The following is a 16,947-nucleotide window of genomic DNA, read 5'->3' on the forward strand; positions in this document are numbered from 1 at the left end:
CTTTGCGGGGTTTCCCGCCCCGCTCTGTTATCCCTTCACACACACCACCTGCTTCAGCGTGTACACCACTTCCACCAGATCGCTCTGGGCCAGCATCACGGCGTCGATGTCCTTGTAGGCCATCGGGATCTCGTCGATCACATCAGCGTCCTTACGGCATTCCACACCGACGGTGGCGTCAATCTGATCCTGCACCGTGAACAGCTTTTTGGCCTTGGTGCGGCTCATGGTGCGGCCTGCACCGTGGCTGCAGCTGTTGAAGCTATCCGGGTTGCCTTTACCGCGCACGATGAAACTCTTGGCGCCCATGCTGCCGGGAATAATCCCCAGCTCACCCGCCTTGGCGCTCACCGCGCCCTTGCGGGTCACGAACACCTCTTGCCCAAAGTGCGTTTCCTTGCTCACATAGTTGTGGTGGCAATTCACCGCCTCCAGATGCGTCTCGAACGGCTTGGGCACAGACTTGCGCAGCGCGCCAATCACGGCCTGCATCATCACCTCGCGGTTCAGACGCGCAAACTTTTGCGCCCAACCTACACCGCGCACGTAGTCACCAAAATACTGGGCACCTTCTTCAAAATAGGCCAGGTCCTGGTCCGGCAGATTGCGCTGGTGCAGTTCGGCATCCTTCTTGGCCAGCTCAATAAAGTGCGTACCAATGGCGTTACCCACGCCGCGCGACCCGCTATGCAACATGATCCACACACTACCGGCTTCGTCCAGGCAGATCTCCACAAAGTGGTTACCCCCGCCCAGCGTTCCCATATGGCGGTGGTTGTTGGTGTTCTTCAGGCGTGGGTAGTCCACGCACAGCGCATCAAACTCGGTCACCAGCTGTGCCCACGCGGTGTCGGCGGCAGCGGGCGTGTTTTCCCACGAACCTTTGTCGCGGTTGCTCCCCTCGCGGCGGTACTGCTTGGGCGACATACCGTGCGGCACGGCCTTCTCAATCTCGCTACGCAGGCGACCCAGGTTATCCGGAAGGTCGCTGGCCACCAACGTGGTCTTGCAGGCAATCATCCCGCAACCAATATCCACCCCCACCGCAGCGGGAATGATGGCCTTGATCGTGGGGATCACGCTACCAATAGTGGCGCCGATACCGTAGTGCACATCCGGCATCACGGCCACGTGGCTGAACACAATCGGCAGCTTGGCCGCGTTTTCCAGCTGGCGCTGGGCCTCGGCCTCAATCGGCACGCCCTTGGTCCACATCTTCACCGGCACACCGCCGGGTACGTTGAGTTGTTGGTAGTTCATTCTTCTCTCAGTTTTCAGTTCTTTGTCGTCGTCATTCTTTTGGTCGTCATGCTAACGCTCAACGCAACTTCACCAGCCCGTTAAGCACCTGATCCAAACCGCCGAACACGGAGATCTTGTCAATGCGTTCAGCAACCCGTTCCAGCGTCTCCAACTCTTTCATACGCAAGGCGATGGGGTTGTCCTCCATCAGCTTGGCGGTGTTCAACAGCGAACGCGTGGCAGCCGTTTCTTCGCGGCGGCGGATCACGTTGGCTTGGGCCGATTTCTCGGCTTCCACCACCTGGGCCAGGATGGTCTTCATCTCGCCGGGCAAGATGATGTCCTTCACGCCCACACCTTCCAGCGTGATGCCTGCGGCCATCAGCTTCTGCGCCGCAAAGTCCTTCACGATGGTGTCGATCGTTGCCTTGTCTTCCAGCAACTCGTCCAATGTGCGGGTACCCACTGCGGCGCGCAGACCAAACTGCAACTCGCGGTACACCAACTCTGCGGGTTTCGCGGTGTTGGCAAAGGCCTTTTGCACGTCTTCATAGCGCCACGTGGCCGACAGGTTCAAGCGCAGCCCCACCTTGTCCTTGGTCAAGATTTCTTGGCCACTGATCTCCAGCGCCTGCGAACGCAAGTCCACACACTCCACCTGCACTTGGCGGTTGTAGCGCCAGAACCCGTAGGCACCGGCACCCAACAACTCTTGCAACTTGCCGTCCACGGTCAGCACACCCACGTGGTAATCCGCCACTTGCACCAGCAACACACCGGCCAAACCGGCCACAGGGCGCTGGCGCAACTGTGTCTGGTTCAGCCTGGACAGCAGTTCGACTGACAGCTTTTCGCTGGCGGCAATATCGACCACATCTACACGCACGTCGTTCAGGCCTTTCCAGTACAGCTTGCGGGTGGCAGGTGGCAACACTTCAACCAGCAGCCCGTTTTCATAACGCAGGCCCACTTGGGCGTCCGTCAACGCGGCATGCACAAACTCTTGCGCCACAACTTCTGGCTCCTTGGCCATGAAGTAATCGGACAGGCCGTGCACAAATGCCGTTTGCTCCATGGCAAAGGTCTCGATGCGCACGGGTGCGCCCCAGGTAGCAACCCAGTGTTGACCGGGCTGCAACACACGCTCGAAGTCGCCATTGCGCAGCAACAGGCCACGTTCGTTTTTCTTGATGGTGATGCGTTTCAAACCTAGCATTTTTTTCTTCCTATTTTTCTTTATCAATCTCTCACGTGAAGGGCCGCTGCAGCAACAGGCGCGGACTCCGGGTGCAGGCACCGTTTGGCAGTGCTTTGAAGTCCCTGGGCGTCACCCTGGTCTCAGCACACTGTCGCGCGGTGTCGCAGATCCTTTGCTCTGGCGACTGCTGCTGGTGGGCTTTTGACGACCCACATGCGGCACTTCTCTCTCTTCGCTTTACTTCCAAGTAAGCTGGCTTTTTACGACCAGCGTTCGGCGGGAATCGAACCCGCGACAGACGCGTTATCAGCGCGTTGCTCTACCAGACTGAGCTACAGAACGTGGCATCCGGGATTCGAACCCAGCGGGAAAGCTCCTTTGACAAAGCTCCCCGTGACCGACATTGCCTTTGCCCCACGTTTCCAGGTCGCGGCATACAAAGAACCGCTGGCATGAACCAGGCCTCTCTGCACCAGCGGGGCCCGGTTACCCGGAAACCCCTGCTTGTCAGCGAACACCTTCTGCGTGTGGCCCTTTCCATATTGCATGGGGCGTGCCAACTCATTCATTGCGCCAAACATTTCTGTAAGTTATTGAATCCATTGATTATTTTTCTATGCAGCTCAAAGCTTTGCAAAACTCACCGCATGAACATTTCAGCCATTTATCTTTATAGCTAGTAAACTAGCCATATGAAAAAACTCGTCGTCATAGGATTCCTGGGCACCCAACTCGACTCCGGCCTCAGCCCCACGCGTTGGGAGAAATGGCGGCCCACGGTATCGCTGGCGCAGCATGAAGACCTGGTCATCGACCGGCTGGAGCTGTTCCATGACGTGCGCAGTACGGCACTGGCGCGGCAGGTACAAGCTGACTACGCGCAGTTATCCCCCACCACCGAGGTGAAGTTGGTCGAGATGAGTTTGACAAACCCCTGGGATTTTGGTGAGGTCTACACCGCGCTGTACGACTGGGCAGCGGCTTACCCATTTGACCCGTCCAAAGAGACCTACCAGGCCCACATCACCACCGGCACCCACGTCGCACAGATTTGTTTGTTTCTGCTGGTGGAGGCGCGCTTTATTCCTGGCGTGCTGCTGCAAAGCGCCCCACCCCGCGGGCGCCAGGGGCGCGGCCCCGGCAGCCACGAGGTGATTGACCTGGACCTGTCGCGCTACGACGCCATCAACCAGCGCCTGCATGTGGCGCAGCAAGACGCCGTGTCGTTCTTAAAGAGCGGCATTGCCACCCGCAACACACGCTTCAACACACTTATTGATGAGGTAGAGCGCGTAGCAGTGCAAAGCAAGGCTCCCATGCTGTTGACCGGCCCCACCGGCGCGGGCAAGTCGATGCTGGCGCGGCGCGTGCATGAGCTGAAGAAGGCGCGCCACCAGATTGATGGCGAGTTTGTCGAAGTGAACTGCGCCACGCTGCACGGCGATGGCGCAGGCTCCACACTTTTTGGCCACAAGAAGGGTGCCTTTACCGGCGCCATCACCGACCGCCCCGGCCTGCTGCGCACGGCGCACAGTGGCCTGCTGTTTCTGGACGAGATTGGTGAGCTGGGCCTGGACGAACAGGCCATGCTGCTCAAGGCCGTGGAAGAAAAGCGCTTTCTGCCCATGGGGGCCGACCGCGAGGCGACCAGCAACTTCCAGCTGATCGCTGGCACCAACAAGGACCTACGCGTGGAGATCGCCGCTGGGCGCTTCCGCGAAGACCTGTTCGCCCGCATCAACCTGTGGACCTACACCCTGCCCGGCCTGGCCCAGCGGCGTGAAGACATTGAGCCCAACATGGACCACCAACTCGCACTGGCTGCGCAAGAGCTGGGCAAGCAAGTGCGTTTTACCGCCGAGGCACGCAGTGCCTACCTGCGCTTTGCCACCGCCGTGGATGCCAGTTGGCGCGGCAACTTCCGCGACCTGAGCGCCTCCATCACGCGTCTGGCCACACTGGCAGACCATGGCCGTATCGGCATTGACCTGGTCAACGCAGAAATCCAGCGGCTGCGCTGGCAGTGGCAAGCGCTACCAGCGCCGCAAGCGGGCGGCAGCCCCTGCCAAGCAGCAACATCCCCAACAAGCCCTTCGCTGTCAGACCTGTTGGGTGATCAAGCCACCACACTGGACACATTCGACCAACTACAACTCAAGTCCGTGATCGCGGTATGCCGCAAACACGCCAGCATCAGCGATGCGGGGCGTGAACTGTTCAACGTATCACGCCAGCAGCGCAGCGTCATCAACGATGCGGACCGTCTGCGCAAATATCTATTGAAGTTTGGGCTGGACTGGGATGCAGTTTCGGGCTAAACAGCGCATTGCCGCCTGATGGCACCAGCGAGGACGACGCTATAGTCTGTACCTACATGCATATTGCTCGCACCACTACAAATATTGAACCTGCCGCTGAAAAAATCCTCCGCAGTTTGCCCATGTGGTTTGGGCAGGAAGAATCAACGCTGGAGTACATCCGCGGTACATCGCAGTACCCGACGTGGGTTGCAATGGAAGGCGACACCATTTTCGGATTCATAACCTTGCAGCGGCATTACCCACAAGCGTGCGAGATCCACTGCATCGCCGTTCACGCGGCTAGCCGCACCACCGGCGTTGGGCGTGCCTTGGTTCAGGGCGCAGAGGCCTGGGCCCACGCACAGGGTACGCGCTTCATGCAGGTCAAGACGCTGGCCGACTCACACCCCAGCCCCGAGTACGCACAAACCCGTGCTTTCTACAAGCGGCTTGGCTTTGTTCCCATGGAGTTGTTTCCCACGCTGTGGGGTGAAAAAACCCCATGCCTTCAAATGATCAAATACCTCGCTGGGTGAGGTTTTCTGGCGCGATGGGGTCTGCGCTGTGTACGCTGCCACACGGACAGCAGCACCGGAGCATTGAACAATGGCCCATCGCTCACTACCACCCACAAGAGGTTTCGCCATGCTGTACACCATTGCCGTCATTTTGGTCATTCTTTGGCTACTGGGTCTGGTCACTTCGTTCACCCTGGGTGGATTCATCCACATTCTGCTGATCGTTGCCATCATTTCCGTTCTGTTGCGCGTGATTGGATAGAATCAAACCCATAATGGGTTTACCACGCCAACCGCTCCCCGCCCCACCCCGCGCCAGCCTGGCCGATGCCTTGTTTCCCAAGGTGCGCCAGCGCGTATTGGCCGTATTGTTTGACGCCCCCCAACGCAGCTTCTACATGGGTGAAGTGATAGCGCTGGCCCAATCGGGCACGGGTGCCGTGCAGCGCGAGCTGGCCGACCTGGCCGCTGCCGGCATTCTGAGTGTGCACAAGCAGGGCAAACAAAAGCACTTCCAGGCAAACACCCAGTCACCCGTATTCAAAAGCCTGCACACCCTGGTTTCCAAAACCATGGGTGTACGCAATGTGCTGACCGCTGCACTTGCGCCCGTGTCACGCCAGGTCAGTGCGGCCTATATTCTGAACAAACCCGCCGCCGCAACGTCCAGCGCAAAGCCCCCCGTAGTCACCCTGGTCTTGTTTGGCAGCCAACTGGCGGAACCCGCAGTGGCCAGCGCAGTGGCCGAGGCCCTGCAGGGCGCGTCGAACACAATGGCGCGGCAGGTGAAGTTTTCCATGCACACGCCTGAGACGCTGGCCAGCGCCATGGCACACAACGACCAATTCCTCCACCACCTGTTGCGGCCGTCCAAGACCTGGCTCAAGGGCAGCGAGGACAATCTCTTTGGACATGCAACGTGAACCCGTCAGACGCATCTTTTTTTACCGCCCGCAGCGAAACCGAAGACCTGCAGGTGGACGCCAGTGACACCGATGTGCTCTTGTTGTCCCTGGAAATGGGCGGCAGCAACTGGCCCAGCTCCTGCCGCAATGGCACCTGCCGCACCTGCATAGGCCAGTTGCAGAGCGGCCAGGTGCGCTACGCTGTGGAGTGGCCCGGCCTGAGCAGCGAGGAGCAGGCTGAAGGCTACGTGCTGCCCTGCGTGGCCTACCCCTGCTCGGATGTGGTGCTGCGCCAGGGCTACTGAGCAGAACTACCCCGTATGAAAAAAATCCAAGTCTATACACGCCCTGCCGGTGGCTGGGGCGCGCTGAAAAGTGTGGCCCACCAGTTGCTGGAGCAAGGCATTCCCGCCAAGGGCGCACGCACCCTGCTCTCCGCCAACCAGCCCGATGGGTTTGATTGCCCCGGCTGTGCCTGGCCCGATGCCGACCACACGTCTACCTTTGAGTTTTGCGAGAACGGTGCCAAGGCCGTGGCGGCCGAATCGACCGCGCACCGCGCCACCCCCGCGGTGGTGGGCGCGGAGACAGTCACCGCGCTCAAGGCCCGCTCCGACCAACAGCTCGAAGCGCTGGGCCGCCTGACCGAGCCACTGCAATACGACCGTGCGACTGACCGTTATCTGCCCATCAGCTGGGATGCAGCCTTTGCGCTTATAGCGGACAGGCTCAACTCCCTGCCCCGTCCGGACGACGCCATCTTCTACACATCCGGCCGCACCAGCAACGAGGCGGCATTTTTGTACCAGCTGTTTGTGCGCGAGTTCGGCACCAACAACTTCCCCGATTGCTCCAATATGTGCCACGAGCCCTCGGGCGTGGCCATGCGCCAGGCCATCGGTGTGGGCAAGGGCACGGTGCAGCTGGCAGACTTTGAACTGGCCGATGCCATCTTTATCTTTGGCCAGAACCCCGGCACCAACCACCCGCGCATGTTGGGCGAGCTGCGCAAGGCCGCCAAACGCGGAGCACAAATCGTGGCCTTCAACCCGCTACGCGAACGCGGCCTGGAGAAATTCCAAAACCCGCAGAGCGCGATGGAGATGCTGACCGGTGGCTCCACCGAGATGACCACGGATTATTTCCAACTCAAGATCGGTGGCGACCTGGCCGCCGTCAAAGGTATGGTCAAGTGTGTGCTGGAGGCCGACCAGGTGGCTCAGCAGCACCGCCACACCCGCGTCATCGATGCGGTCTTTATTGAACAGCACTGCGCCAATTTCGACGCCTTTGCAGACGACGTGCTGGCTGAGTCCTGGGAAGTGATCGAGCATGAGTCTGGCCTGACCAAAGATCAAATTGCCCGCGCGGCCCTGGTCTACATGCAGTCCGAGCGCGTGATCGCCTGCTGGGGCATGGGCATCACCCAGCACCAGCAGGCCGTAGGCAGCATCCACATGCTGATCAACTGGCTGCTGCTGCGCGGCAATATGGGCAAACCCGGCGCGGGCGCCTGCCCCGTGCGCGGCCACAGCAATGTGCAGGGTGATCGCACCATGGGCATTTTTGAACAGCCCACGCCCGCCTTTCTGGACCGGCTGGGCCAGGTGTTTGACTTCGCCCCGCCCCGTGCCGACGGGCTGAACACGGTGGCATCCATAGAGACCATGTTGAAGGAACCTGGCAAGGTGTTCTTTGCCATGGGCGGCAATTTTGCGGCCGCCACACCCGACACCGTACGTACCCACCAGGCGCTGCAAAACTGCGCGCTGACCGTGCACGTGGCCACCAAACTCAACCGCAGCCACCTGGTGCACGGCACCGAGGCGCTGATACTGCCCTGCCTGGGCCGCACCGAGATCGATGTGCAGGCCGGTGGACCACAAGCCATCACCGTGGAAGATTCCATGAGCATGGTGCACCTATCGTCCGGCATCAATGCACCCGCGTCCCCACACCTGCTGTCCGAGCCCATGATCGTGGCGCGGCTCGCCCAGGCCACCCTTAAAAACAGCAGGACGCCCTGGCAGTGGCTGGTGGATGACTACGACCGCATACGCGACAAAATTGCTGCCGTGTTTGAAGACTTTGCCGACTTCAACACGCGGGTCAAGGTGCCGGGCGGCTTTCACCTGCGCAACCGCGCGGCAGAACGCCTGTGGGTCACACCTACGGGCAAGGCTAACTTCCATGTGCATGCGGTGCCGGTTGACTTGCCCATCCACCGCGCGCGCGCAGGTCGTGACCAAAGGGTCTTCAACCTGACCACGCTGCGCTCCCACGACCAGTACAACACCACCATCTACGGCCAGAACGACCGCTACCGCGGTGTGTTTGGCGAACGGCGTGTGTTGTTCATGCACGCAGACGACATCAGCAGCCTGCACTTGCAAGCCGGTGATTGGGTGGACCTGCAGAGCGTGGCCGATGACGGCATAGAACGCACCGCCAAACGCTTCATGCTGGTGGCCCACCCCATTCCGCTGGGCAACCTGGCAGCCTACTTTCCCGAGACCAATGCGTTGGTGCCGCTGTCCAGCGTGGCCATTGGGGCGGACACACCGACGTCCAAAGCCGTGCCGGTGGTGGTGACGCCGCACGTGGCTTAACCGCCATGGAGGTAGCCGACGTTGCCGCCGCGGTGGTGCAAGAGCTGGCCCGGCATGCAGAGCCCATCTCTAGCGCGCGCCTGTGCAAGGCGCTGGGCATACGAATGAGCACGCTTTTACGCGCCCTGGCCTACCTGGGCGAGGCCGAGATTGCCGGCCAGGCCGGGCTGGGCTGGGTGAAACAACACCAAGACGGTGAACGCCTGATGCTCAGCCTTGCACCCACACTGCCAGCGCCCACCCGGCAGCAGCCGGTGCTGCGCTACCGCGGCGCCCAAGCACACGCCGCCCAGGATGCCCTGGCCGAAGAAACACCCGTTGCCCTGGTCTACAACGGGGTCTCCCACGCGGTAATGATGGCCACGCCAACCGATCTGGAGGCCTTTGCCATGGGGTTCAGCCTGTCCGAAGGCATTGTGGACAGCACGGCGCAAATCTACGACATCAGCATCCAGACCCAGCCCCAGCCCCAGGGCATGGAGTTGCACATCAGCTTGGCCAGCGCCCAGTTCGCCGCGCTGAAAGACCGCCGACGCCAGCTGGCCGGGCGCACCGGATGCGGCCTGTGTGGTCTAGAGAGCCTGAAGGCACTGGACCTGGACGTGGCACCCCTGGAGCACGCCGTGCACCTGCGCCACAGCGACATACTGGCAGCGCTGCAGCACCTGCCCCAGCACCAGCCGCTGAACGCGCAAACCGGCGCCCTGCATGTGGCGGCCTGGGTCAACACCGATGGCCAGTTGCCGTATGCCATGGAAGACGTGGGCCGCCACAACGCGCTGGACAAACTGGTCGGCATGCTGGCCCAGAACAAGCTTGATACAGTCACCGGCTGGGTGCTGATGAGCAGCCGTGCCAGCTACGAACTGGTGCAGAAATGTGCGCGGGCCCGCATCAGCCTGCTGGCCACCGTGTCGGCCCCCACGGCCATGGCGGTGCGACTGGCGCAACAGGCGGGCATCTGCCTGGTCGGCTTTGTGCGGGAGTCCGGCCTGGTGGTCTACAGCTTTCCCGAGCGGGTGTTGCCAGGCTAAGCCATACAACCCCATTTACTATACTTTCAATAGCACCCTAGGTCCATCCGACGGGGGCTAGAGGCCATTTTTTCAGGCGGATTCAAGTACAAAGCGCAACGGAATGCAGTGTAAGAGGTCTGACGGGTAGGTTGTAGAAGACCTCATGCGGTGTGCGATAGCCCAGGCACTTACGAGGCCGATGATTGAGTAAGTACACAGCTTCATCGACCTGAGCCTGTGTCACCTTGAGCAAACTGCACCCCTTTGGAAAGAACTGTCGCAGCAGCCCGTTGGTGTTCTCATTGAGCCCACGCTGCCATGAGCAGTAGGGCTTGGCAAAGTACACCTTCGCCCTCAAACAACTTGCAATGAATTCGTGCTCAGCGAACTCCTTGCCGTTGTCAAGGTCAGTGTCTTGCAGGCATGTCTGTGGGGGCGCAGCAAATCGACAATGGCCTGCGTCACCCCGCACTGTGCTTGGGCGTAGTGGATGCGCCAAGGTATAGCGGGACTTGCGTTCCACCAGTGTCACCAACACGCCTTTGCGCCCCCCGCCGATCACCGTATCGCCCTCCCAGTCGCCTATGCGCTTCTTGCTATCCACCACTGCGGGGCGATGTTCAATTCCGACCCGGTTCTTGAGTACCCCACGGCGCTCTCGACCACTGGCATAGCGCTTTCTACGAAGTTTTGACAGCGCAAGTACCCGACTAAATCACCGCCCTGGGCTTTGTTGGCATAGGCGTATTGGTAGATGGCTTCGGTGCTAATCGACAAACGATCCTCTAAAGCCAGGCGGTCACTGACTTGCTGGGGAGACAAGCTCAGGCGCAGATACAACTCCACGAGTTGCCACTGCTCTGGATCGAACTGGCGGGCATTGCGACGCTGTGTCTGTCTCTGAGTCGCTTTGTCTTGGGCCAGTGCAGGTTGGTAGCCCCGGGCACTGGCATTGCGCCTGAGCTCGCGGCTGATCGTCGAGCTGCTACGTCCAAGCTCTGCTGCAATTTGCGACAGATGAATGCCTTGGCGCGTGAGGTTGTGAATTTGGTATCGTTCTTCTTGGGTCAAGTGTGTATAGGTCATGGTGCAACGTTTGGGACTGGCCGGTCACAAAAGTGCATCCTATTCACTCTTGGCCTAACCCGTTTCTAAAACGTTGCACTTCGTACTTGAATCCGCCTCATATGAACATCCCGGAACAACCCACATTCGACACCCCATTTGCATGGATAGGTGGTGAAGACAGGGTCAAGGCCCTGGCCGAGCGTTTCTACGATCTGATGGACCTGGAGAGTGGGTACGCCGAACTGCGCGCCGCACACGGCCCCGACCTGGGCAGTGCCCGCGAAAAGCTGTTCTGGTTCTTGTGCGGCTGGCTGGGCGGCCCCCAGCACTACACCGACCGCTTTGGCCACCCCCGGCTGCGCATGCGCCACATGCCATTCAAAATTGGCGAAACCGAACGTGACCAGTGGCTGGCCTGCATGGCCCAAGCCATGGCCGAAACCGGTGTGCCAAACGAACTGGCCGAGCGGCTGAAGGAATCGTTCTTCAAGACCGCAGACTGGATGCGCAATACTGAAGGGTGATGCGCTTGGGGTGATCAGACCGATGCCAGCCGGGGCGCCGTAACCGCGGGTTTGGTACGCGGCAACGCAGCCCATGACCTGGACCGGGCGGTCACTTCAGACACGCTCACCGGGCTGACCTCGTGGCCTTCAGCCAGCTTGAAGATTGCCACCGTCTGCACCAAGTCACCGGCCTGGCTCCTGAGGCTGCTGGCGGCTGCGGCCATCTCTTCCACCAGGGCCGCATTTTTCTGGGTCGTGTGGTCCATCTCGGTAATGGCATCACCCACCTGCGACACACCGGCACTCTGCTCGCTGCTGGCCGCGCTGATCTCACCCATGATGTCGGTCACACGGCGTATGCTGGCCACAACTTCGGTCATGGTCTCTCCGGCCTTGTCTACCAGGCTGCTGCCCTGCTCCACACGCTCCACACTGGCGTTGATCAATTGTTTGATTTCCTTGGCCGCCTCGGCGCTGCGGCCGGCCAGACTGCGCACCTCGGACGCCACCACCGCAAAACCACGGCCCTGTTCACCCGCGCGGGCGGCTTCCACCGCAGCATTCAGCGCCAGGATATTGGTCTGGAAGGCAATGCCGTCGATGACGCTGATGATGTCGGCAATCTTGCGGCTGGACTCGTTGATGCCCTTCATGGTTTCCACCACCTGACCCACCACTTCGCCGCCCTGCATGGCGACTGAACTGGCACTCTGGGCCAACTGGTTGGCCTGGCGGGCGTGGTCGGCGTTTTGCTGCACGGCCGAGTTCAGTTGCTCCATGCTGGCCGCTGTCTGTTGCAGGGCGCTGGCCTGCTGTTCGGTGCGGGAGCTGAGGTCCTGGTTGCCCTCGGCGATTTCGGAGCTGGCACTGGACACGGTTTCCGAGCCATGGCGCACCCGTGCAACCACGGTAACCAGGCTGTCCTGCATGGTCTGCAGGGCGCGAAACAGCTGGCCGGTTTCGTCTCTGCTGCTGACATCAATGTGGGAGGACAGGTCGCCCGCGGCCACGGTTTCCGCAATATTGACGGCCCGCAGCAAGGGACGGGTGATCTTGCGGGTCATGACCACGGCCAGGGCGGCGGCACCCGCCAGCGCCAGCGCGATGGCGGCAAACAATTGCAGGCGCAGGCTCTGGTTCTGCGCCATGGAGGCAGCCACCTCGCGGTCGCTGATGTCGTGGATTTCCTTCTTGGCCGACTCCACCGCCGCCACCAGCGCAATCAGCAGGGGGCGGCAATCGGCGACGATCGACTTGGATGCACCTTCGCGGTCGCCAGCCAGCGCCTTCCTGAGAATCTCGGTGGCCACCACTTCATAACGGCTCTCGATTTTTTCGATCGCTTCGACCTTGCGCAGCAGTCCCGCCGATTCCGGCCCGCCTGCCGCCAGCATGGTCTTGAGTGTTTGCATCGAGCTGCTGATGCGCGCCAAGGCCACCTCGATATTCTTTTTCTCAGTGGCAATTTCTGACGGGGAGTCTAGCAGCACGATGTTGCGTGCCGCTACCGCACGGGCGTTAACAGCATCGAACAGGTTGGCGAGCAAGTCGACCTCCTTCTCGACCACAGTGACCTGGTGCTCGAAGTTGTACTGTGACGCCGCAAGATCGGCGATGGCCATCGCCGACACCACAATCAGCGCCAGCGCCATCACCGCATAACTGAAGATCAGCCGGGCTTTGATCGTGACAAGGCTGAAGACGCCCGCTTGGATGGGGTTGTTGTTCATGGGTTTGACCTCCTTGGAATAGACAGCGTTCATGAACGTCCATAGGCCGGACGAACTGCCTCCAAAGACTTTGCTGCAGCGTCACGCGCTAAGCGTGCACTGCAGCTTTTCTGGTCGACGAACTGGTTGGGCCAATCGCTTGGCATTCCCTCAAACACAGCCCCGGTACCGCTCCGTATCACCCGTAGGTGTCAGACGCCATGTTTTTTCTACCGGGGCGAGAAAATATTAACCAACTTATTGCAAAAGTGGGGATTTATTTGAACAAGCGATGGAGCCCTAGTATTTCAGCGCCGACGCCTTGCCCCAAAACACCCGGTACGCATACACCGTGTAGCCAATGATGACGGGCAACACCACCACCACGCCGTAGAAGATCACCATCAGCGCCTCGGGTGAACTGGCGGCCTGCCAGATGGTCATGCGGTCCTCCACCAGCCAGGGGAACAGGCTGTAACCCAGGCCGTAGAAGGCCAACAGGAACACACCCACGGTGGCGGCAAACGGCACACCGATGCCGTATTCGTTGCCCTGGGCCAAACGAACCGGCAGGCGCTTGACACTGCGTGCAATCACGCCCAGCAACACGGCCGTGACGAGTGGGATAGGGAAGAGCAACACGATATTGGGAAAGGTGAACCACTTGCCAAAAATGCGCTGGCTGACCAGCGGCGTGACCACCGAGATAGCCGCCACACCCGCCGCCGTCAGCCACAGGCTGCCCTGGGCCCAGCGCACGGCCTTCAATTGCAAGGCACCCTCGGTTTTCATGATCAGCCAGCCCGCGCCCAGCAGGCAGTAGGCGGCTACCAGGCACAGGCCGATCAGCGCGTTGAACACGTTGGACCAGACATCGGTGCGAAAACCGGTGATCAGCCCACCCAGCATGAAACCCTGCGACCAGCTGGCCAGCACGGAGCCCACGTAAAACGCGGTATCCCACAGTGGCTTGTGCTGGTCGCGCGCCTTGACGCGAAAGTCAAAGGCCACGCCGCGCAGCGTCAGGCCAAATAACATCAGCGCCACCGGCATATACAGGGCGCCCAGGATCACGCCATGGGCTTGCGGAAACGCCACCAGCAACACGCCCACACCCAGTACCAGCCAGGTCTCGTTGGCATCCCAGAACGGGCCAATGCTGGCGATCATGGCGTCCTTCTGCTCGCGGTCGTCGGCGCGGCGCAGCAACACACCCACGCCCAGGTCGTAACCGTCCATGATCACGTAGGCCAGCATGGCCAGCGCCATCACGGCGGCAAAGACCAGGGGCAACCAGCCCTGGGGTTGGGTCAGATCCGGCATAACGTCAAACATGATTTGGCCCTCCAGCCCCCGTCGGTATTACATCAGTCGCTACTGAATCAGGAGCAACCAGCGGTTCAAAGTTTTTCTTGGCCGCGCTGGTGGCCAGGTAGAACACCACCGACACATAGGCCAGCAGCAGTGCCGCATACAACACCAGGTACATGGCCAACGTAAACGCGATGTTGGGTGCGGGCACAGCAGAGGCCGCATCTGCCGCCAACAGCAGGCCCTGCACCAGCCAGGGCTGCCGGCCAATCTCGGTCACATACCAACCGGCCACCAGGGCCACCCAGCCGGCAAAGGTCATGGCCACCAGCACACGCAGCAGCCACACATTGGGCTGTCGCCCTCCCCGCGTCTGCCAGGTGCCAAACCAGCTCACGGCCAGCATCAGCAGGCCCACACCCACCATGGTGCGAAAGGCGAAGAACACCGGCGCCACGGGCGGGTGCTGGCTGCCAAAGGCGTCTATGCCTTTGATCTCGCCATTCCAGTCGTGGGTCAGGTAAAACGAGGCCAGTTTGGGGATGGCCACTTCAAAGCGGTTGCTTTGTGTGGCGGCATCGGGCCAGCCCAGTAGCACGGCTGGGGCGCCGGTTTGCGTCTTCCAGATACCTTCCATGGCGGCGATCTTGGCCGGCTGGTGCTTGAGTGTGTTCAGGCCATGCAGGTCACCCACACCGATCTGCAGCGGGATCAGTACCGCTGCCAAGACCAGGCCCGTGCGCAGGCTGGCGCGTACTTCGGCACCCTTGTCGCCCTTGAGCCAGCGCCAGGCACTGATGCCGGCCAGCAGAAAAGACACCGTAAGGCCAGAGGCCAGCAACATGTGTGTGAACCGGTACGGGAACGACGGGTTGAAAATGACCTGCAACCAACTGGTCACATGGGCCTGGCCGTTGATCATCTCAAAGCCGGCCGGGGTGTGCATCCATGAATTGAGCGCCAGTATCCAAAACGCCGACAACGTGGTGCCGCCCGCCACCAGCAGCGTGGCAATGGTGTGCATGCGTTCGCTGACCCGGCCACGGCCAAACAGCATGATGCCCAGCATGGTGGCCTCTAAAAAGAAGGCCGTCAGCACCTCATAGGCCAAGAGCGGGCCGGCCACATTGCCCACCGTGTTCATGAAACCCGGCCAGTTGGTACCAAACTGGAAACTCATGGTGATACCGCTGACCACACCCAGGGCGAATGTCAGCGCGAAGATCTTGACCCAGAACTGGTAGGCGTCCATCCAGTGCTGCTGGCCGGTGCGGGCAAAACGCAGCTTGAAAAACAGCAGCACCCAGGCCATGGAGATGCTGATGGTGGGGAACAGGATGTGGAAGGTGATGTTAGCGGCGAATTGGATGCGCGCCAGGATGAGGGGGTCCAGGGTGTCCATTGTTCAGTGCTCGTTTTTGGGAGAGGTTTCGGGTGTGCTCGCGGGCGACTCCAAGGCCTGGCTGGGCGCGGCATGCGTGGCGTCCGGCGGCTCGGCATCACTGGTGGCGGACGCCATGCCAAACACCTGTTTGACCTTGTCCTTCATCTCCAAGAGCTTTTGCACCTTGGCGCCCATCTTCATCAGGCTGGCCAGCGTGGCCGAGTCCATCTTCTGCACCTCGTCCAGCCAGTCGGTCATCAGCTCGATGAAGGCGTGCATCTGGCGCATGCGCTCCTGGGCCACCCGTTCGTCTTCGCCACTGGGCGTCTCCATCAATGCGTCGCGCAGCATGGAGAGCGTGGGGTCGATCTCGCGCTTGCGCCGCTCGGTGGCCAGCGTGCGGAAGATCTGCCATACGTCTTGTGGGGACTGGAAGTATTCGCGCCGGTCATTGGGCAAGTGGATCAACTTGACCAGGTTCCAGGACTGCAACTCTTTGAGCCCCATGCTGACGTTGGAGCGGGAGAAGTTGAGCGCTTCGGCAATTTCGTCCGCATTCAGTGGCTTGGCCGACACATAGATCAGCGCATAAATCTGCCCCACCGTGCGGTTGATGCCCCAGCGGCTGCCCATCTCGCCGAAATGCAGCACAAAGGATTGGGTCAGGGGGGGTAGGTTCATGGTTTTATTGATCTAGATCAAATTCTTGAATTTTCAGTATTTTCTGAAATTACATAAAACCAAGTAGACCCAGCATGGCATACCCCACCAATACCCGGGGGAATTACCTCACCCCCGTTCCCCGCAGATTGCCCTCACCTACGCCGCAACCGCCACCGGCGGACGCCCGGCGCGCAAACGCCGGGTGACTTTGGGCTGAAGCGCGGTGGGCTGGCGCACGGCAAATGCCGCAGCCCCGGCCTCAGCGCTGATCCAAACTTTGGCGTTCAGCGGCACGGTCCAGTGGTCATGGGTCTTGAGCCACACGTCCCGGCTATGGCCCTCCAGCGTGAGCCAGATAACGCCCTGGGTCACCTGCACCATGGCGCCCGCTACCAGGTGGAGCGCAAGGGTCTGTTGCGGTGTGTCCAGTTGGAAGTGTTGGTTTGGCTGGCTGGTTTGCATGGTGAACTCCTTCAGTGGTGGTTACCCATCAGTGAAAGCAAATGGTGCTTGCACAT

17 protein-coding genes and 1 tRNA gene are annotated in these 16,947 nt (G+C 60.7%); 8 read left to right on the forward strand and 10 right to left on the reverse strand.

The window, feature by feature from the left end:
* Window positions 1-27: 27 nt before the first annotated feature.
* From HZ993_RS04340 to HZ993_RS04350, 3 genes are all read right to left on the reverse strand, one after another.
* Window positions 28-1,260, reverse strand: coding sequence for an RtcB family protein (locus HZ993_RS04340; RefSeq protein ID WP_209396047.1), 1,233 nt, complete (start codon window positions 1,258-1,260; stop codon window positions 28-30).
* 58 nt (window positions 1,261-1,318) lie between these two features.
* A complete protein-coding gene (locus HZ993_RS04345; protein ID WP_209396048.1) occupies window positions 1,319-2,458 on the reverse strand; it encodes a slipin family protein in 1,140 nt (379 codons plus the stop codon).
* A 250-nt stretch (window positions 2,459-2,708) separates the two neighbouring features.
* A tRNA-Ile gene (locus tag HZ993_RS04350) sits at window positions 2,709-2,782 on the reverse strand.
* 350 nt (window positions 2,783-3,132) lie between these two features.
* On the opposite strand from HZ993_RS04350, the gene rtcR reads away from it, so the two are divergent.
* The 7 genes from rtcR to fdhD all read left to right on the forward strand — a co-directional run bounded on the left by rtcR (window position 3,133) and on the right by fdhD (window position 9,806).
* Window positions 3,133-4,758 carry an RNA repair transcriptional activator RtcR gene (gene rtcR / locus HZ993_RS04355; protein WP_209396049.1) on the forward strand — a complete coding sequence of 542 codons (1,626 nt, stop codon included), beginning with the start codon at window positions 3,133-3,135 and terminating at the stop codon, window positions 4,756-4,758.
* A gap of 122 nt (window positions 4,759-4,880) precedes the next feature.
* Window positions 4,881-5,276, forward strand: a complete 396-nt coding sequence (locus HZ993_RS04360) for a GNAT family N-acetyltransferase (protein WP_209396050.1) — start codon at window positions 4,881-4,883, stop codon at window positions 5,274-5,276.
* A gap of 109 nt (window positions 5,277-5,385) precedes the next feature.
* Entirely contained in the window at window positions 5,386-5,520 is a 135-nt protein-coding gene (locus tag HZ993_RS04365; RefSeq protein ID WP_209396051.1) for a lmo0937 family membrane protein, read from the forward strand.
* A 13-nt stretch (window positions 5,521-5,533) separates the two neighbouring features.
* On the forward strand, window positions 5,534-6,181 hold the full coding sequence (locus tag HZ993_RS04370) for a transcriptional regulator (protein WP_209396052.1): 648 nt from the start codon (window positions 5,534-5,536) through the stop codon (window positions 6,179-6,181).
* Complete coding sequence (locus tag HZ993_RS04375) at window positions 6,178-6,468, forward strand: 2Fe-2S iron-sulfur cluster binding domain-containing protein (RefSeq protein ID WP_209396053.1); 291 nt, start codon at window positions 6,178-6,180, stop codon at window positions 6,466-6,468. The genes HZ993_RS04370 and HZ993_RS04375 overlap by 4 nt, the downstream gene beginning before the upstream one ends.
* A 15-nt stretch (window positions 6,469-6,483) precedes the next feature.
* Window positions 6,484-8,772, forward strand: a complete 2,289-nt coding sequence (locus HZ993_RS04380) for an FdhF/YdeP family oxidoreductase (RefSeq protein WP_209396054.1) — start codon at window positions 6,484-6,486, stop codon at window positions 8,770-8,772.
* Window positions 8,773-8,777: 5 nt separating this feature from the next.
* A complete protein-coding gene (gene fdhD / locus HZ993_RS04385) occupies window positions 8,778-9,806 on the forward strand; it encodes a formate dehydrogenase accessory sulfurtransferase FdhD (protein WP_245213814.1) in 1,029 nt (342 codons plus the stop codon).
* 82 nt (window positions 9,807-9,888) lie between these two features.
* Here the strand turns inward: fdhD and HZ993_RS24940 are convergent, their stop codons facing one another.
* Both HZ993_RS24940 and HZ993_RS04395 read right to left on the reverse strand, forming a co-directional pair.
* The gene (locus HZ993_RS24940) at window positions 9,889-10,485 is read right to left on the reverse strand and encodes an IS30 family transposase (RefSeq protein WP_209398260.1); all 597 of its coding nucleotides are present in this window, start codon (window positions 10,483-10,485) and stop codon (window positions 9,889-9,891) included.
* Window positions 10,371-10,874 (reverse strand): helix-turn-helix domain-containing protein, encoded by a 504-nt coding sequence (locus HZ993_RS04395; protein WP_209395537.1) that lies wholly within the window; start codon window positions 10,872-10,874, stop codon window positions 10,371-10,373. The genes HZ993_RS24940 and HZ993_RS04395 overlap by 115 nt, the downstream gene beginning before the upstream one ends.
* Window positions 10,875-10,975: 101 nt before the next feature.
* On the opposite strand from HZ993_RS04395, the gene HZ993_RS04400 reads away from it, so the two are divergent.
* Complete coding sequence (locus HZ993_RS04400; RefSeq protein ID WP_209396055.1) at window positions 10,976-11,380, forward strand: group II truncated hemoglobin; 405 nt, start codon at window positions 10,976-10,978, stop codon at window positions 11,378-11,380.
* Window positions 11,381-11,394: 14 nt separating this feature from the next.
* On the opposite strand, the gene HZ993_RS24835 is transcribed toward HZ993_RS04400, so the two are convergent.
* The 5 genes from HZ993_RS24835 to HZ993_RS04425 all read right to left on the reverse strand — a co-directional run bounded on the left by HZ993_RS24835 (window position 11,395) and on the right by HZ993_RS04425 (window position 16,891).
* Window positions 11,395-13,092, reverse strand: a complete 1,698-nt coding sequence (locus HZ993_RS24835; RefSeq protein ID WP_209396056.1) for a methyl-accepting chemotaxis protein — start codon at window positions 13,090-13,092, stop codon at window positions 11,395-11,397.
* Between the two features lie 279 nt (window positions 13,093-13,371).
* Window positions 13,372-14,406 (reverse strand): cytochrome d ubiquinol oxidase subunit II, encoded by a 1,035-nt coding sequence (locus HZ993_RS04410; protein ID WP_209396057.1) that lies wholly within the window; start codon window positions 14,404-14,406, stop codon window positions 13,372-13,374.
* A complete protein-coding gene (locus tag HZ993_RS04415) occupies window positions 14,399-15,784 on the reverse strand; it encodes a cytochrome ubiquinol oxidase subunit I (protein WP_209396058.1) in 1,386 nt (461 codons plus the stop codon). The genes HZ993_RS04410 and HZ993_RS04415 overlap by 8 nt, the downstream gene beginning before the upstream one ends.
* A gap of 3 nt (window positions 15,785-15,787) precedes the next feature.
* On the reverse strand, window positions 15,788-16,447 hold the full coding sequence (locus tag HZ993_RS04420) for a GbsR/MarR family transcriptional regulator (protein WP_209396059.1): 660 nt from the start codon (window positions 16,445-16,447) through the stop codon (window positions 15,788-15,790).
* Window positions 16,448-16,585: 138 nt separating this feature from the next.
* Complete coding sequence (locus tag HZ993_RS04425) at window positions 16,586-16,891, reverse strand: DUF2917 domain-containing protein (RefSeq protein ID WP_209396060.1); 306 nt, start codon at window positions 16,889-16,891, stop codon at window positions 16,586-16,588.
* Window positions 16,892-16,947 lie beyond the last annotated feature (56 nt).

The sequence above is a fragment of the Rhodoferax sp. AJA081-3 genome (assembly GCF_017798165.1).
GTDB lineage: Bacteria > Pseudomonadota > Gammaproteobacteria > Burkholderiales > Burkholderiaceae_C > Allorhodoferax.

Excerpts from the sequence above, each read along its gene's own strand:
- HZ993_RS04340 (WP_209396047.1), bottom strand. The coding sequence starts at position 1,260 with ATGAACTACCAACAACTCAACGTACCCGGCGGTGTGCCGGTGAAGATG.
- HZ993_RS04345 (WP_209396048.1), bottom strand. The coding sequence starts at position 2,458 with ATGCTAGGTTTGAAACGCATCACCATCAAGAAAAACGAACGTGGCCTG.
- rtcR (WP_209396049.1), top strand. The coding sequence starts at position 3,133 with ATGAAAAAACTCGTCGTCATAGGATTCCTGGGCACCCAACTCGACTCC.
- HZ993_RS04360 (WP_209396050.1), top strand. The coding sequence starts at position 4,881 with ATGTGGTTTGGGCAGGAAGAATCAACGCTGGAGTACATCCGCGGTACA.
- HZ993_RS04365 (WP_209396051.1), top strand. The coding sequence starts at position 5,386 with ATGCTGTACACCATTGCCGTCATTTTGGTCATTCTTTGGCTACTGGGT.
- HZ993_RS04370 (WP_209396052.1), top strand. The coding sequence starts at position 5,534 with ATGGGTTTACCACGCCAACCGCTCCCCGCCCCACCCCGCGCCAGCCTG.
- HZ993_RS04380 (WP_209396054.1), top strand. The coding sequence starts at position 6,484 with ATGAAAAAAATCCAAGTCTATACACGCCCTGCCGGTGGCTGGGGCGCG.
- fdhD (WP_245213814.1), top strand. The coding sequence starts at position 8,778 with ATGGAGGTAGCCGACGTTGCCGCCGCGGTGGTGCAAGAGCTGGCCCGG.
- HZ993_RS04395 (WP_209395537.1), bottom strand. The coding sequence starts at position 10,874 with ATGACCTATACACACTTGACCCAAGAAGAACGATACCAAATTCACAAC.
- HZ993_RS04400 (WP_209396055.1), top strand. The coding sequence starts at position 10,976 with ATGAACATCCCGGAACAACCCACATTCGACACCCCATTTGCATGGATA.
- HZ993_RS24835 (WP_209396056.1), bottom strand. The coding sequence starts at position 13,092 with ATGAACAACAACCCCATCCAAGCGGGCGTCTTCAGCCTTGTCACGATC.
- HZ993_RS04410 (WP_209396057.1), bottom strand. The coding sequence starts at position 14,406 with ATGTTTGACGTTATGCCGGATCTGACCCAACCCCAGGGCTGGTTGCCC.
- HZ993_RS04415 (WP_209396058.1), bottom strand. The coding sequence starts at position 15,784 with ATGGACACCCTGGACCCCCTCATCCTGGCGCGCATCCAATTCGCCGCT.
- HZ993_RS04420 (WP_209396059.1), bottom strand. The coding sequence starts at position 16,447 with ATGAACCTACCCCCCCTGACCCAATCCTTTGTGCTGCATTTCGGCGAG.
- HZ993_RS04425 (WP_209396060.1), bottom strand. The coding sequence starts at position 16,891 with ATGCAAACCAGCCAGCCAAACCAACACTTCCAACTGGACACACCGCAA.